This window comes from Hominenteromicrobium sp. (assembly GCF_046974225.1).
Lineage (GTDB): Bacteria > Bacillota > Clostridia > Oscillospirales > Acutalibacteraceae > Hominenteromicrobium > Hominenteromicrobium mulieris.
This window is the reverse complement of record NZ_JBKWAE010000019.1, coordinates 24,041-39,148: the sequence shown is the minus strand read 5'-3', so window position 1 is coordinate 39,148 and position 15,108 is coordinate 24,041. Positions and strand designations below refer to the sequence as shown.

The 15,108-nt window shown below is 48.1% G+C and carries 16 protein-coding genes; 3 read left to right on the top strand and 13 right to left on the bottom strand.

The features are described from left to right. Nucleotides 1-122 precede the first annotated feature (122 nt). Nucleotides 123-752 carry a DUF4143 domain-containing protein gene (locus ACLTX1_RS11695; RefSeq protein ID WP_308448869.1) on the top strand — a complete coding sequence of 210 codons (630 nt, stop codon included), beginning with the start codon at nt 123-125 and terminating at the stop codon, nt 750-752. Nucleotides 753-1,193: 441 nt separating this feature from the next. Continuing rightward, nucleotides 1,194-1,415, top strand: coding sequence for a hypothetical protein (locus ACLTX1_RS11690; RefSeq protein ID WP_308448870.1), 222 nt, complete (start codon nt 1,194-1,196; stop codon nt 1,413-1,415). A gap of 99 nt (nt 1,416-1,514) precedes the next feature. Here the strand turns inward: ACLTX1_RS11690 and ACLTX1_RS11685 are convergent, their stop codons facing one another. The 13 genes from ACLTX1_RS11685 to ACLTX1_RS11625 form a co-directional block, all read right to left on the bottom strand. After that, nucleotides 1,515-1,730 carry a DUF3791 domain-containing protein gene (locus ACLTX1_RS11685; protein WP_308448871.1) on the bottom strand — a complete coding sequence of 72 codons (216 nt, stop codon included), beginning with the start codon at nt 1,728-1,730 and terminating at the stop codon, nt 1,515-1,517. A gap of 147 nt (nt 1,731-1,877) precedes the next feature. Next, complete coding sequence (locus ACLTX1_RS11680; RefSeq protein WP_177713606.1) at nt 1,878-2,192, bottom strand: hypothetical protein; 315 nt, start codon at nt 2,190-2,192, stop codon at nt 1,878-1,880. A 229-nt stretch (nt 2,193-2,421) separates the two neighbouring features. Next, nucleotides 2,422-3,147 carry a hypothetical protein gene (locus ACLTX1_RS11675; protein ID WP_308448872.1) on the bottom strand — a complete coding sequence of 242 codons (726 nt, stop codon included), beginning with the start codon at nt 3,145-3,147 and terminating at the stop codon, nt 2,422-2,424. Nucleotides 3,148-3,415: 268 nt separating this feature from the next. Then, complete coding sequence (locus ACLTX1_RS11670; protein WP_308448873.1) at nt 3,416-4,105, bottom strand: M24 family metallopeptidase; 690 nt, start codon at nt 4,103-4,105, stop codon at nt 3,416-3,418. 25 nt (nt 4,106-4,130) lie between these two features. After that, nucleotides 4,131-5,966: an ABC transporter permease gene (locus ACLTX1_RS11665; protein ID WP_412330978.1), complete on the bottom strand. Its 1,836-nt coding sequence runs from the start codon at nt 5,964-5,966 to the stop codon at nt 4,131-4,133. Continuing rightward, nucleotides 5,960-6,631: an ABC transporter ATP-binding protein gene (locus ACLTX1_RS11660; protein WP_343284635.1), complete on the bottom strand. Its 672-nt coding sequence runs from the start codon at nt 6,629-6,631 to the stop codon at nt 5,960-5,962. The genes ACLTX1_RS11665 and ACLTX1_RS11660 overlap by 7 nt, the downstream gene beginning before the upstream one ends. Nucleotides 6,632-6,649: 18 nt before the next feature. Beyond that, on the bottom strand, nt 6,650-7,870 hold the full coding sequence (locus ACLTX1_RS11655; RefSeq protein WP_308448876.1) for a hypothetical protein: 1,221 nt from the start codon (nt 7,868-7,870) through the stop codon (nt 6,650-6,652). 344 nt (nt 7,871-8,214) lie between these two features. Next, a complete protein-coding gene (locus ACLTX1_RS11650; RefSeq protein WP_343284727.1) occupies nt 8,215-8,592 on the bottom strand; it encodes a LytR/AlgR family response regulator transcription factor in 378 nt (125 codons plus the stop codon). A gap of 53 nt (nt 8,593-8,645) precedes the next feature. Further along, nucleotides 8,646-9,662, bottom strand: a complete 1,017-nt coding sequence (locus ACLTX1_RS11645; protein WP_412330977.1) for a hypothetical protein — start codon at nt 9,660-9,662, stop codon at nt 8,646-8,648. Nucleotide 9,663: 1 nt separating this feature from the next. Beyond that, nucleotides 9,664-10,428, bottom strand: coding sequence for a carbohydrate ABC transporter permease (locus ACLTX1_RS11640; RefSeq protein ID WP_308448878.1), 765 nt, complete (start codon nt 10,426-10,428; stop codon nt 9,664-9,666). Next, nucleotides 10,425-11,279 carry a carbohydrate ABC transporter permease gene (locus ACLTX1_RS11635; RefSeq protein WP_412330976.1) on the bottom strand — a complete coding sequence of 285 codons (855 nt, stop codon included), beginning with the start codon at nt 11,277-11,279 and terminating at the stop codon, nt 10,425-10,427. Before ACLTX1_RS11635 ends, ACLTX1_RS11640 begins: the two co-directional genes overlap by 4 nt. A gap of 18 nt (nt 11,280-11,297) precedes the next feature. Further along, nucleotides 11,298-12,728 (bottom strand): hypothetical protein, encoded by a 1,431-nt coding sequence (locus ACLTX1_RS11630; RefSeq protein WP_412330975.1) that lies wholly within the window; start codon nt 12,726-12,728, stop codon nt 11,298-11,300. Between the two features lie 151 nt (nt 12,729-12,879). Beyond that, a complete protein-coding gene (locus tag ACLTX1_RS11625) occupies nt 12,880-14,151 on the bottom strand; it encodes an extracellular solute-binding protein (protein ID WP_412330974.1) in 1,272 nt (423 codons plus the stop codon). Nucleotides 14,152-14,743: 592 nt separating this feature from the next. On the opposite strand from ACLTX1_RS11625, the gene ACLTX1_RS11620 reads away from it, so the two are divergent. Continuing rightward, on the top strand, nt 14,744-14,965 hold the full coding sequence (locus ACLTX1_RS11620; RefSeq protein WP_412330973.1) for a hypothetical protein: 222 nt from the start codon (nt 14,744-14,746) through the stop codon (nt 14,963-14,965). The last annotated feature ends 143 nt before the right edge of the window (nt 14,966-15,108 follow it).

Sequence of the window (15,108 nt, the reverse complement as noted above, 5' to 3'; positions counted from 1 at the left end):
TTTCATGCCGGACGGCTTTTTGCGTAATGTGATAGATCAAATATTATTTTTTCTGATTTGTAGGCTCCGAAAAGCCTTGTATTTACAGTGTTCCTAATAGGAGGTAATCATATGAAGACGACATGGTGAAATACGCGGAAAAGAAAGACAAGTCCCGCATCAAGGAGTGCTTCCAGTCCATCCCCCGTCAGTTAGCCAAGGAAAATAAGAAATTCCAGTATTCTGTTGTCCGAAAAGGCTCCACAGCTGCAAAATATGCCGGGAGCCTGCAATGGATCGAGGATGCGGGAATCATCTCCCGCTGCTATAACCTCTCCATTACCGAACTGCCGCTAGACGGCAACGCTGAAGAGGACACTTTCAAGGTATATATGCGCGATATGGGTCTGTTCGTCAGTATGCTGGAAGACGGCACGCAGTATGACATTCTGCAGGGTAATCTTTTCGGCTACAAAGGTGCCATCTTTGAAAACCTGATTGCCGATATTTTTACAAAGATGGGACGGAAGCTCTATTATTTTCACAAGGATTCCGGCTTGGAAGTAGATTTTGTAATCCGCTACAAAGGCGAGTGTACGCTCGTGGAAGTAAAAGCGGCGACCGGCAACATCAAGAGTACAAAAACGATTTTGAATCATCCGGAAAAATATCACGTCAGCAGCGCCATCAAGCTTGGAGACTATAATGTTGGTCGCATGGGGCAAGTTCTGACGCTTCCATTGTATATGGCATTTCTGCTGAGGGCACTGTAATAACTTTCTTTTCATTTAATTTAATATTGGCTGATTTCAGAAAAAATTGCTTATCGCGCAGAGATTCGTATTATAGCAATCGAATACATCTGTATATCTTCCATCGAAAAAGGGTTCGCGCAAATTCTAATTTTTTGACAAAGGCACATTCTCCAATACTTGCCACATACAACAGAATAGATTTGCAAATAAAACAGTCAACGCCTATGCAGATAACTACATAGCCGAGGGATTTTCACTATGAAAGCCCCTCGGCTTTTTTATGTCAGAATGTAGGTGAAACATATACCATATATCCCGCCGAAAGTGGTGGCAAACACCTATAAAGCCCTCGCCGTCAGTATCGGGTTATGGGATAAATGCTGAAAACATAAAAACTTTGTTTTTATTTGTTATCCGGTACAAGTAAGCTCCCATATACTTGCACCGCGAGGTGGTAATTTGGCGCACAGAGAATTTATCTATATCGGTAAACCGCTTCCAAAATTGGATGAAAAGGAGCATGCCGCTTTCTTTCTGAACTTGCAGAAAGGCATTCTTCTCTCCCTAAAGCAGCGAAATCTGCTGACACCCGCTCAATACCAAGAGTGTTTAGCCGAACTGGGAAAAAGAGAAAGCAAAAATCAAATTCGGAATACCATAAAACAGAAACATTCATTGTGAAAGAAAATTTCACCGATTTTTACACAAATATTAAATTGCCATTGGGAATCGGAGCGTGACACCGATAATAGACTCACAACTTGGTATATTATGAATCTATTATGCTGTGATCACGGCATTTCGGGACTTCAGATAGATATCAATATCGTGGTTGATATACTGATAGCCCGTTGTGTGAAGAACATCGTAAAACTCGTTCAAGTAGTCAAATACGCCATACTGGCGAAACAATTCTGCCGTCTGTTTGCCCGTCAGAGACTTATATGCTTTATAGTTTTCGAGGCAAAACACCGAAAAAGCAGCTTCTTTGCTCATGCTTGCTCCTCCTTACACATCGGGAAATTCAATTTTCCCCGTTTTTTCTTCCTGCTTAAAAAGCAGATACAGCATACCCGTACTGAATCGTTCTCGCCGCCGGTACCATTCAAAAGCATAAATTTTTAAAATATTAACATGTAAATTTCAAAATTGTGGACCTCTATAATAAGCTGATTCTTCTATTCTGGATCTTTCAAATGCATCGTATTCCTCTGGATCAAACCCTTGAAATTCGAAATACTCTTTAACACTGTTGTATGGTAATTTCTGACCCAATTCAGTCATAATTTCTAAATAGCAAAGAATCATATTATTGGCAGCAACTGCTGAAAAATGAGGATCTTCTTTTGAATCCATCAAAATTTCTTGTATAAACTGCATCAAATACACATCGAAAAAATCCAAAATATAAAGAAGTTTATCTTTATTTATAGTAATTTTTTCTTTACGGTCCCACATAAATTACAGCCCCACATTCTTCACATACTTGTTTTTCTAATCCAACATTCATACCATAAAACACACACATTACACTTCCTGGTAGTAGAAAATCGTTGGCTACACCTACTCCTGTCAAATCATCTGCCAATAACAATGCTGTGGATTCATAACAATGTCCTACCCACCTGCGCACAGGAAGTTAGTACAACGACTATAAAGATAGCAAACATCGATATACTGAGTCGATTTATTTTAAGATTCCCTTCAATGCAGAGATTTGTTGCGATTTTCGCCCATTCTTTTGCCAATAAATGACAATCGTAAGCATTATCAAGAAACACATGATAATCAAAACAATTATTGTGGGTGTCTCGCTACTGTATTGCGCAGTACAATCGTATAATATCGTCTCTCTCCCCGTGTTGTCTATTTTTACCATCTGGGTATATTTGTACCCTGATAATAACTCGAGTATTGGTCTGCCTTTTTGAATTTTGTAAGTTACGCCAGAAATCTCGCATGTTGTTTTGTGCTCTAACTTTTGAATACTCGTTTCGTTTGTTGCTCTGTCAGGGTTAACCGCTATGCACGAAACCAATTCTCCATCTTGCATAACAGTCAGTAAAGAATCACCTCGCACAAAGTAAATTTGAATGTCGTCTCCGCACCACTGTACATAATAATTGCCATATGTTTGAAATTCAAATGCCTTTAAAATTTTTCCGCTTGTGTCACAGACTGCTATTTTCTGTGAGCTAAATGCCAATAGAATTTGATTTGCAACGTCAAAACTTACGATTTTTCCCATATTCTCCGTTGGCTCAATCTCCCGAAAAGAAATAGAATCATAAAACTCTTTTGCATCGGAATCAGAATAATAATCCCCAGAAAGCGCAGCCTCCGCTGGCATGCATAAAAGCGAAAAGGTCACAGTCATCAATAGAAATACTAGAACTTTGCTTATTCTTTTCATAGTCACACTCCTTTTATGACTTTATCTTATCCAGCAATTTAAATATATTAAACACAAACACATTATTTGTATCGCTCCAACCAGTGTGAATTTCTCCACCTGCACCCGTTCCTATACCTATGAAGCTGCCTAATCCATTATAAAAGCGATGCTTTTGTCCCGGAACAGGGAGCGCATACCAATCTCCTCCACCGCCTATTGCTAATGCCCCGATAACTGGTTCTGTAATTGAAGCTCCTGAATTATATTTTCACTTCTCCATTCTTGTTTATAGTTCGGTCAAAACACCACCGTTGAATCCATATATATTTTCCTTTTTGTATCCGTATAAAGACCCAGGCAAACTGATATGCGGTTCAAAAGTGAACGCTTCGACAGCGGACAGTTTTTCCGTGTTTCCTTTTTCAATGTAGATACGGTGTTTTTTATCCTTAACTATGGAATGACCCAAATTTCCAAGAAAATCAAGGTTGACGTACCCACGAGCTTTAATCTGATCGTTTATGTAGTAGAACAGCGCCTCAAAATTAGTGTTCTCATTCACGAAACCAAGCATAGCTTCATGCAGATAGACTTCCATTTTAAGACCATTTCGCCATTCATCATTCTGTATTTGCTCTACGTCTTTGACGATCTTACCGTTTTCTACAATCAGAGTTCTTGCGTAATCGCCCCAAATGCAGTTGCTCTGTGGACTTAAATCTATTGTAATAATATCGTTTGGCTCAATTATGTGGTCATCTGTTTTATACTCACGACCGGATACGGATACAGTAGTCTTATCACCGGCGAAAACAAAAGCGCCTACATCCCAATACCAAAAGGAATCCGCACCGTGGGAGAGCATATATTCCTCACATAGTTTACGAAGCTCAATGAGCGTCATGCCGGGCACGATAACTTTTGAAGCATGTTCAATAGTGGCTCGGTTCAAGTTTTGCATTTCATGAATAGTCATGTTTTCCTCCCAAAATCCAGTGTCGCTATTTGTTCAGCATTTCAATTAATTCATATTTCAGACTTCGGTTCACCAAAATCACGGATAATCCCGCCGTCAATACTGTCATCGCTGCAGGAATGACGACTTCCAAAACGCCCGTGTTCTCTGCGTCTTCTGTCTCCACCGCATTTTCGTCGCGCGCCCAAAGGCTGTATTCCGTGCTGAATGTGTGCTCGTTCTGCCCGGTTAAATCGAGCGTCTGCACTTTGTCAAACAGCACTGAACTGCAAACTGTGCCCAAAATCACCGCCACAGCGCTCAAGACCACTACGCCCGAAACAAGCGACACGCGGCACTGATTTTTACTCATACCTAAACTCCGCTCAATTGCCGTGCGCTTCTTCTGCTTTACGATGAAGAAATAGAGCAGCAGCACCAAAATCGCCAGTGCCGAGAGCAGTCCTGCCGCGAATAAAATGATCGCCACATACCGCATATTGAGTAAACCGCCGATGATCTGGCTGTACCCATTGTCGTCAAACGTGATCTCCAAATTTTCCCGAACCTCCGCCGGAACATTTCGGTTATACGCTGCCATGTAGTCGTCGACCGTGCCGTTTGGGATTTGGAAGGAGGTCGTCGCGCGCTGCATCGGTCCGCTGCCTACGATATTGCCGGCAAAATCTGCCTTGACCGAATTTGCGGGAATGAGGAACAAATTCAGCGCCATTTCGATGGAGCCCGCCGGTTTTCCGTATGTGCCCACACTGTAATACGTGCCGATGATCTCATACTTTGCCGTCCAAAACGGCGTGTATGTCCGGTTCTGTGCGTTTAAAAGCGAAAACGTGCGCAGGCCACTGCCGTCGCCGAACGTCCTATGCGGCGAGTCTTTTTCGTTCACGCCGTAAAGCGGCAGCTCCACTTTATCGCCGATGGAAAGCCCGTTTTTCCGCGCGAATTCTTCGGAAACAAGACATACCGCCGCACCGTTTTCGAGGTCTTCCGCGGAAAACGTCCGCCCCTCCCGCACATACACCGTGCGGTCGTGAAAGCTCGGCAGCAGCGCCGTATCTGTAACCGGCAAAACGGGCGCGGTCGTGTCCCACATGGAAAGCGCCTTTGAAAGCTCCAGCCAATATTGCCCGCGCTCGGTCTCGTAAAAGCCTGCCGTCACTTCGTCAAATGTCCGTGTCTGCATATCGCTTTCAAGCAAATTTCCGCCTGCGTCGCACTGTGTGGAGCGCTCCGCCGCGATCAGTGCGTATTCAATGGAGCTTTTCGCGTTTTCGTGGTGATTGACGATCACATTTGTATACGCCACATATGTTTTCCCTGCCTCCAGTGGCGCGGGATTTTCCGTCCAGTGGTCGCAAACGTAAATTTCGTATTCATTGTTCTGATTTTCCGCTTCCGGGTACAAAAATCGCTGCACATACACTTTTATGGGGTGATCCGGCACCGCCGTTTCGGCAGGCGTGAATTCGACCACCGGGTAAAACAGCGCCGTGCCGCCGTCGCGCACCGCAAGCCCCTGCAAATCCGCAAGGTAATACGGGCGTTTTTCAGGCGCTTTCAAATAATTCGCGCCGTCAAAATCCAGAACATCGGCAGAGATCACCGAATCATACACGGGTTCGACTTCGCTATAATACGCCCCATCGGCGGCATCCCACCCCGTGCGCATCTGCGTGCGGTTCGGCTTTTGCTCTACCGTGCCAAGCGTTGTGAATTGCTTTTCCACAGCATCCATTTGCGCCTGTGTCTGTGCCCACAAATTTGCCCCCATCACCAAAAGTGCCGTGGCGGCGGCCATCAGGAGGAAGAACAAGCAAGTTTTCATCGGCGTGCGAAGGAGTTGTTTGAGGCTCTTTAACATTCTACTGCCAGCCTTCCGTCCTGCATTTTGTAGACGATGTCCGCCTGCGCCGCGATGCCCGGGTCGTGCGTGACGACAATAACGCAGTAATTTTCGTCTTTCACGAGTTTTTTGAGCAAGTCAATGACGACCTTGCCGTTTTCCGTATCGAGGTTGCCCGTCGGTTCATCCGCGAGGATAACTTTCGCGTCGGACGCCAGCGCCCGCGCGATGGCGACGCGCTGCTGCTGACCGCCGGAGAGCATCGCCGGCAGCTTTCTCGGGTCAACGTCACCGAGACCAACCGAGCTTAAAAGCTCTTTGGCTTTGATTTTTGCCTCTTTCGTCGGCTTTTTTGAAATTTGCATCGGGTACATCACATTTTCGAGTATGTTCAAAGTGGGAAGTAGGTTGAAAGATTGGTAGATCACCGTCACGTTCTCGCGTCGGTGCCGTTCGCTTCCGATCTCTTTCAGCGTTTTTCCGTTCACAATGATCTCGCCCTCGCTCGGCGTGCCGAGACCCGCGAGCATCGAAAGCAGCGTCGTTTTGCCGCTGCCGGACTGCCCGACGATCGCGTAGAATTTTCCCGCCTCAAACGTGCAGGAGACGTTTTTTAACGCCTGCACCTTCTGGTATTTGCTCTGGTAGGTATAGCTCACATTTTCCGCTGCTAAAACAGCCATATTCACGCCGCCTTTCCGTTAATCGATTTTTGTCAAAAGCTCCAGTGCGTCAAACCGCAGGAGCAAAATGAGCGCCAGCAAAACGCCCACGCACGAGGACGCAAGGTACAGCCCGCAGATCGTCAGAATCTGCCCGAGCGCAAGCCCCGCCGTGCAAAGCAATATGGGCACCGCCACCGCGCAGCCGCACACATTTGCGATGAGCATACCGAAAAAGCACGCGCATCCGCTTAAAATCTTCGGCCGCCCAAGCGAAAGCGAGATCGCCATGTCCCGCCGCGTGCTGCGCAGCAAAAGAAACGTCACCAGCGTGACAAGCACAATGACGAGCGCGAAAAACGGCGCTAAAAACCACCGCAGCACCTTCAAATTCTGCTCCAACTTCTCTGCCGTCTCAATGAAAAGCTGGTCGTCCACCACAAGCGTGTCGCCGTGGCGCTCATCAAGCGCGTTCGGGTCGGGCTTTGCAAATCCTGCGCCGCGCATGGCATCTTTAAAATCGTTCAGTTTCATCGGGTCGCGCAGCGCACAACGGAACGAGCTGTAATAAAATCGCAGATTATTTTCCTTAACGACCGTTTGCAGCCACGGCACAGAGACGATCATGCTGCACGGCACCGCGCTGCCCGAGGCGCTGTCCGCGTACACGCCGATGATCTTTACGCCCTGCATGCCGAGGTGCTCGTACCGCAGCGAAAAGCCGTCGTCGTTGTAGCGCGTCACGTAAAACGGCATCGAGAGCGTGTCGCCCGAATTCAACCCGTACTGCGCCGCGTAGCTTTGGCTCACCACGCACAGCGGCTCCGCGCGCTCCAAAAACGAGAGGTCATACCCGTTTTCAAACGCGATGTTCTCCTCCGTCACGCCGACGAGCGCCGAAAGCCCGCTCACCGCCGTCACGGACGTGTCCGCGCCCTGCACGTCCTCCGCGCGGTACTGCTCCTGAAAATTCGCGCACGCCGAGGCCGTGTACACCGCGTCTTTGATGTCCGCCTTCATGAGGTTCGCAAAGTGATTTTCGTCGATCTCGAACCCCACGGTGCGCGCACCGCTGCGGTTGACCACCTGCGCCGTCACCGGGATGACCTGCGCCAGATTTTCCTCCGCGCTCTCCGCCGTCTGGATGCTGCCGAGGTAAAACGACATGCAGCATACAAGCAGCGCCGCAATACAAACAGAAAGCGCCGTCCGCCCGCGGTTGCGCAAAACAATGTAGTTCATTTCTTTCAAAATCACCATATATATTTCTCCATATCATAAACTAAAGGAAAAGTTGAAAACCATTCCGAATTTTTCTGATATCGTAATCCCATCACAAAACGCGTTACCTTTAAAGTCAAATGACACTCTGGCCAAACCTTAAATTTCAAAATTTTTCATATGGTTAACTTGCTGTTAAAATATCATATTAACGGAAACAAGTCAATACATTTATCATGAAACGACAAAAAAGCGCTTATTTGGGTTGATTTATTGGCAAATTTGATTTTTTAAAAACAAAAAAAGACAAGCGTTTTTAACGCTGGTCTTTCTTTGCTTAAACTTCAATATCTATTAATTGAACCTATGTTAAATTTCAATTATCACATAAAATTTTCTTTTCTCATCTTCATAAAACGCGTGAAAGCTTCCGTCTTTTTAGCGAACGACCCTTTATTTTTTCTTCTTTCAACACAAATGATCTCGTCGGCGCGAAGCTTTAGACCACCGTCCACTGTACACACATGAATATATACAGTTTCCATATGAAGCTGCTTTAGCGCCGCCGACAAGCTGCGGCAAAATCTGTTTTCGTCAATAGGTTTGGATAAATACCGATAAACATGGAAATCCATTGCTTCATCGAGATAATCGGGGAATGAAGTGATAATAATGATCTTAACATACACGTTTTTTTGCATCAATTCCGCACCGACGTGAATCCCACTTCGCCCCGGCATTTCGACATCCAAAAAAGCAATATCAGGTGTGATTCCCGAATAGATCAGCTCCTTAAAAACTAATGATAATATAGTTATTGTTTCTCTTTCTTAACCGATTTATTTCTTACCAATCTTTCTATCAAAATAAATATAACGCTTAAAAATATACCGAACCCAACAATTACAAGAGTCATCGCTTGCATTTTTCCCGCATATTGAAGTAGCTCTGTTGATTCCCTACTCGATTTTGCCAGTATGTTCAATGCGGAAAAAATCTCTCCAAACTCCCGCATATAATAGGCGGCGTCCGTAATGCGGTATTGCGGCAGGAGAGAGGACGGCAGAGCGATGTGCAGCAGGATAAACGGCACGGCGAGTAGGGCGAGAACACCTAAAACGCCGTGGAAAATGAGCTTTGCGCGGTTCTCTTTCGCTCTGCGCGAGAGAACGAAAGAATAAACCCACAGAATCAAGACGAAAAGCGAGAGGGCAAGCAATGCGGCCAAAAGCGGCAGCTGCGAAAGAAAGCTTTTAACGTCTGAAAGGCTGTAAAAGCTGCCGGCGTTTTCATTTGCGAGTTCCGTCACGGGTAAAATTGTGCTTTTCGCGCGGTCTGCCATAAACGGCTGCGGGGTGTCCGTCACGTTAAACAGCAATGCGTTTTCGGCTTCTGCGGTCGGTGTGAGGGCGCCTGAAAGCTGCGGGATGCCCTCCGGGAATATGGCAAGCCATGTGTCGTCCCGGTTCTCCAAATCGGATTTGATTGAAATTTCGTCGCCACTGCGCAGGGGCTTTGAAGCGTAACGGACATAGCTGCCGAAAAACTTCAAATCAAGCTGATTTTCGCCCACGGAATAATTATTGATTTCTTCTTCATAAATGCGCGTGCCGGTCTCCCAGCCGGTGCCTTCTCTCGGGCGGTAGAGGTGCATGCCCGTATCGTCGAAGAAAAGGGAGTCAAGCGCGATGTGCGGGGAGGGTTCGCTTTCGTCCGCTTGCGTGAGCACCACTTCCGGGATCATGAGCTGCTCAATGCGCACGGAAAGCATCGTGCAGAAAACGAGGCCCCATAAGATCAAAACAAAAATGCAGAGAACGCGGCGTTTCATATCACTTCACCTCCGCTAAAACGATGCCTTCCACAAGCTCGCGGTTGAAGAAGGTGAAGAGGAACAGCGCGGGCAGCACGACCAGAATGCAGCAGACGAGCTGCACGGAGGTCTCGCTCGGCGGTGTATAGGCGAGCGCCACCGAGACGGGGTACTGCTCGGCTTCTTTCAAAAACGCGATGGGCTGCTCCACCATGTTCCATGCGTCGAGGAAGGAGAGCAGCAAAACGCACACAAGGCCGCTTTTGTTCATCGGCGAGACGACGTAAAGCAACATGCGCAGCACGCCGCAGCCGTCCAGCATGGCGGCATCCAGAACGGTGTCCGGCACCGATTTAAAGCTTTGCGTTAAAATAAACGTGCCGAGCGGCACGATAATAGACGGTAAGATCAGCGCTGCGTAGGTATTCAGCAGGTTCATGTAGCCCAGCATGATGAAATCGGGCACGAGCGTGACCTGCACAGGCAGCGTCATGAGGATCATTAAGAGGAAGAAAAGGAAGTTGCGGCCCGGGAACTTATACTTTGCAAACCCGAACCCGGCAAAAACGGAGATCAAAAGCTGCCCCGCGGCGATGCACACGGCCATGCCGATGCTTTTCCAAAAGCGGAAAAGATATTTTGGGGAAGCCAGAAAAACGTCATAATAATACTGGAACGTAACGCCGCCAGGCGACAGAAAACTGCGCACGAACACGTACAAAAACGGCGCAGCGGATAACACCACGACCAAAGCGGCAAACAGCCCGGAGAAAAACCGTTTCACTCGCGGAACGCCTCCTTTCGGCTGACAAACGCATAGAATAAGCCAAAGAATACGATAATGACGATCAACAATAAGACCGAAGCCACGGAGAGCTTCTGGTAATTGAGGTTGCTGAAGCAGTTGTTGATGAAATGCTGGAGCATGTAAAGCTCATCCACGGGGTGCTCGCCGCCGCTAAGAAAGATCTCGCGGAAGCACTTAAATGCGTTGATGACGGAGAAAATCAGGGCGAAAAACACGGAATACCACATTTGCGGCGTGGTGATGTAGCGGAACTTCTGAAACGCCGAAGCGCCGTCGAGATCGGCGGATTCGTACTGCTCCGCGGGGACGGTGACGAGCCCTGCGAGCAGCAGAATAACGCTGTACCCCGTGTTTTTCCAGAGGTACATGAGGATCATGACCCAGAACGCGTATTTGCCGTTCAGCCACTCGACGATGGGCAGGTTTAACGCGGCAAACAAGCCGTTTACAGCGCCCTTTTCGCCGAAAAGCAGATCGATGAGCAAGACTGTACCTGCGACGGGCATGATGTACGGAAACAAAAAGACAGATTTAAGGAGCTTATGCTTGCCCGCCTGCTTTTGCATGAGGAGTGCCAAAAGATAGGAGAGCAGCATGATGAGCGGCAGCCCTATGGCTAAAAACTTCATCGTGTTGAAAAACGCCAGACGGAAAAGGTCGTTTTGGAACATCTTCGTATAATGCTCCATGCCGACGAACATGCCGGCGGCGCCGTAGCCCTGCGTAAACGAATAGCGCAGCACAATGCCGAACGGGATGAGCGTGAACACAAGGCAGCCGATCATCACCGGGGCGATCAGGATATATCCGTGAAATGCTTTTCTCATAAGGCACCGCCTTTTATTTTATTCCTGCACCCACTGCTCCATGGTCTTGTACCATTCGGCAATGATGGGCGCGAGATCGGCATTGGGGTCTTGGTAGCGGGCATCGCTGCACGCATAGTAGCAATTTACAAGTGCTTCCTCCAAACCGCCCTGGAAGCGAACGCGGGTGATCTGGCTGCGCGCGGCGCTGAAGTTTTCGTAGTTTTCGGCGCTCATGTGCCAATCGGTCATGCCGTGCCACGTTACGGGGCTGGTATCCTGCATGGCATCGGCATAAACGGGGATGCCTACGGAATCATTGTATACGAGCCACTCGGAATAGAGCGCGGAGGACAGCTGGGTCTCTTTGCGCAGCAAAAGGTCGGCGAGGAAGAACGCTTCGTCCGCGTGCTTTGTGCTGCGGTTGATAGCGACATACGACGTGACCGCTGCGGTCATACCGCCGTCGTCCGAATAGAGCGGCACCATGGTGATGGGGCCTTGGTCGCGCACCTTGACATGCGGATCGGCAAAGTCGCTGCCCGTAAGGCCGCCGCATGCAAACCAGTGGTAATAAGGCGGGACATTTTCAAATTCGCCGTTCTTATTGCGCACATCCAACTCTATAACGTCGGTGATGCGCTGCAAAAGCTCGTCTTCCGTAAAGAGCAGCTTTTCACTGCTGTAATCGGCAAGGTCGCCCAGTATGTAGGGGAGCAGCGGGCCGCCGCATTGGTTTTCAAAATTTTCCTGCTCTTCCATCGTGGGGATCCAGTCAGCGGCAGCAGTGAGCACGTTCGTTTTGTCGTTCAGCATGTCCTGCCATGTGGTTTCCGCTGTGGTGGTGAGCGTTACGTCCGATTCGCGGAACATGGTCAGCGGGAAGGTGTAGGTCATCGGCAGCAGCATTTGACCCTGTTCGGTGCGACCGGCTGCCATGACGGTCTCGTTCAGCTTATTCCACTCCATGAACTGCGCGTTTTGGATGTAGTCATCGAGCGGCAGAAAAAGCCCGGCTTCCATCGCTTTTTCGGGCACACGGAACAGCGCTTCGACGTCTGCTGCCATGTAATCGATGCCGCCGTTGCAGGCGATGATGAACATATCCGGGCCGCCGCCGGACATGATCTCGGTGCGGACGCGGTCGAGCGCCGTTTCGCGCTCTGTGCCCTCGCGGGGGAGGTACTCAAACGATACGTTTTCCGGCCCGCCGAGGCTTTTTACGGTGTTCATCAGGTTATAAAACGCGTTTTCGGGCGTCAAGCCGTCTACCATGAGCCCGCGGTAGTCGACGTCCACGCAGACGCGCAGAGCGTCTTTATCCACTGCGCCGGACGAGGACGAGCCGGAGGTTTTGCCGCCCGAATCATCACTTTCCGTAATGCCGGCAGGCGGGGGCGGCGCACCGCAGGATGCGAGGGATAGCGTGCAAAGCAGCACTGCCAAAAGAACAGATAGCTTACGTTTCATATCGGACACCTCTTTCACGTTATGGGGATATGAGATGCGGGGAATGAAGATTTTTTCCTCATGTTTTGCCGTTTGATTGTAATTATATTTACTATACTTTTCTAATCTTATAAACGAGTAAACGAGTTTTGCATAAATTTTGTAAAACGCATTATTCAGAGAGTCTGGTTTGCAGCGCTTCCATCACGCTGTGCGCAGCGGCAGCGCAATCCGGGTTTTCTTCCCACGTCAGGGTCGTGGCGGTATCGTAAATGGTGTAGTCCATCACGGAGTAGAACCGCACAGCGTTGATGCGGCTTTGCACGCTTTCAAGCAGCTCGGGCTGCAGATAGGCGTTTTTGTGCGTCAAGAAACTGTTTAGGTTGCCGAGCATCAAAAGCGTACCGCGCGCATCGTTCACGGTTTCCGTGTCGATTTGCGCTTCGTCGCTGAACAGCAGCTCGAAGAAGCGGAACACCTCATCGGCCTTTGGGCTGTTGCGATTGATGGCTGCGTAGGAGGTAATAAACGCGGTCACGCCGCCTTCGGTGTTCGGGATGGCAAGGGCGTTCACGGTGTCTTTATTCTGTGCGTAATACGCCATGCCTTCATCGGTCTGCGCATAGGATCCGCTTTGGATCAGTGCGGTCTCCTCGTCAAAGTTTTCCGACGCAGGCATGGCAAGAAGATCTTCAAACTGCGCGGTGAGGTTTTCCTCGGTGAGAATTGTTTTTTCGGTGGCGTAATCTGCAATGCGGGGAATTCCGGCGCCGCACCAAGTGTAGAGATTGTTGCGCACAACTTTCAGAACGGCCGTGTCCTCACAGTTCACAAGCTCGTCCCATGTTTTGGGGGTGAAATCGGGGTCGGCAAGCTGTGCTTTATCGAGGAGAAAAACGCTTGCGTAGTACGTGATAGGCAACACGACCTGTCCTTCGTCGGTTTTTCCGGTATCGAAAACAGGGGCAAAGTGGTCTTCGGAGCGGAGGTATTCGCTTTCTTTTATATAATCGTCAAGCGGCAGAAAAGCGCCGGCCTGCATGGTGCGCTGCACATCCGGAAACAACGTGGCCGGGTGACCTTCACCATTGAAAGTCATGTTTGAGGTCGGGGAAGAAAGCAGATAGCCGTCCGGCCCGCCGCCGGCCATGATCTCCACGCGCAGGGAGGAGATCTGCGTTTCGCGCTCCTGCGTATCCTCGGAGAGGACGAAAAACTCAACATTCAAATCTCCGTAGATTTCTTTTGCGAGCCTCGTTATGCCGTTTTCGTGCGTAAATTCCTGCTCATCCGTCACGATCACTGCTTTTTCGCTCGATTTGCTTGCGATGCTGTCCGTTGAAGCCGAAGCGGAAGACGTAGCCGAAGGCGCCGCGCCGCCGCAGCCGCAGACCGCCTGCATGAGCAGCATGGCAGACAAAAGAATGGCAAATTTGCGTTTCATAGGTTTTCCTCCTTTAAATTGGTGAAATATAATTATATGCTATATGTGAACTCACCTTTCAGCTACAAAGGCAAATTCATAGAGGGTTATACAGCAATCACCGGTTTTTACCAGACATGATTTCTAAACGTTTAGTTGACTTAATAATAATAGAATTTCAAATTAAGTCAAGCAAAATCACACTAAATGACAAAAGAGCATCATGAAGTAGCATTTATCAATCCGAACACTCTACAAATATCTATTGAATTTTCCTTTAACAGCCAGCTCTCGTTTTAAAAAATTTGCAAGGCAAAAGGTCAAGCAGCTTTATATTTCAAATTTTGAATTTCCATCCCATAAGCGCGCCAAATGTAAACAATCTGTAAACAAATACCTTTACTCCGTTTATAAATCGCCGAAAAATGTCGTGTATAAGCAGCGTCTGCAAGCCCGATTAGGCAGACTGCCGTATTCCTATATTCAGAAAATCGATAAAGCCCTCGCTGTCAGTATCGGGTTATGGGATAAATGCTGAAAACATAAAGACTTTGTTTTTATTTGTTATCCGGTACAAGTAAGCTCCCATATACTTGCACCACGAGGTGGTAATTTGGCGCACAGAGAATTTATCTATATCGGTGAACCGCTTCCAAAATTGGATGAAAAGGAGCATGCCGCTTTCTTTCTGAACTTGCAGAAAGGCATTCTTCTCTCCTTAAAACAGCGAAATCTGCTGACACCCGCTCAATATCAAGAATGTTTAGCCGAACTGGGAAAAAGAGAAAGCAAAAATCAAATCTGTAATACCATAAAGCAGAAACATTCCTTGTGAAAGAAAATTTCACCGATTTTTACACGAATATTTAACTGCCAACAGCATTCTCTAATGTGATCGAGAAAATTAACAACTTCAGGGGGCGGGATTGTGGAAGCCATCCGAAACAAACTGTAAAAACAAATTTGCACATTCGACAA

Coding starts and splice junctions, on each gene's coding strand:
- ACLTX1_RS11665 (WP_412330978.1), bottom strand. CDS start 5,966: ATGTTAAAGAGCCTCAAACAACTCCTTCGCACGCCGATGAAAACTTGC.
- ACLTX1_RS11695 (WP_308448869.1), top strand. CDS start 123: ATGGTGAAATACGCGGAAAAGAAAGACAAGTCCCGCATCAAGGAGTGC.
- ACLTX1_RS11635 (WP_412330976.1), bottom strand. CDS start 11,279: ATGAGAAAAGCATTTCACGGATATATCCTGATCGCCCCGGTGATGATC.
- ACLTX1_RS11685 (WP_308448871.1), bottom strand. CDS start 1,730: ATGAGCAAAGAAGCTGCTTTTTCGGTGTTTTGCCTCGAAAACTATAAA.
- ACLTX1_RS11625 (WP_412330974.1), bottom strand. CDS start 14,151: ATGAAACGCAAATTTGCCATTCTTTTGTCTGCCATGCTGCTCATGCAG.
- ACLTX1_RS11660 (WP_343284635.1), bottom strand. CDS start 6,631: ATGGCTGTTTTAGCAGCGGAAAATGTGAGCTATACCTACCAGAGCAAA.
- ACLTX1_RS11645 (WP_412330977.1), bottom strand. CDS start 9,662: ATGAAACGCCGCGTTCTCTGCATTTTTGTTTTGATCTTATGGGGCCTC.
- ACLTX1_RS11630 (WP_412330975.1), bottom strand. CDS start 12,728: ATGAAACGTAAGCTATCTGTTCTTTTGGCAGTGCTGCTTTGCACGCTA.
- ACLTX1_RS11655 (WP_308448876.1), bottom strand. CDS start 7,870: ATGGTGATTTTGAAAGAAATGAACTACATTGTTTTGCGCAACCGCGGG.
- ACLTX1_RS11670 (WP_308448873.1), bottom strand. CDS start 4,105: ATGACTATTCATGAAATGCAAAACTTGAACCGAGCCACTATTGAACAT.
- ACLTX1_RS11675 (WP_308448872.1), bottom strand. CDS start 3,147: ATGAAAAGAATAAGCAAAGTTCTAGTATTTCTATTGATGACTGTGACC.
- ACLTX1_RS11680 (WP_177713606.1), bottom strand. CDS start 2,192: ATGTGGGACCGTAAAGAAAAAATTACTATAAATAAAGATAAACTTCTT.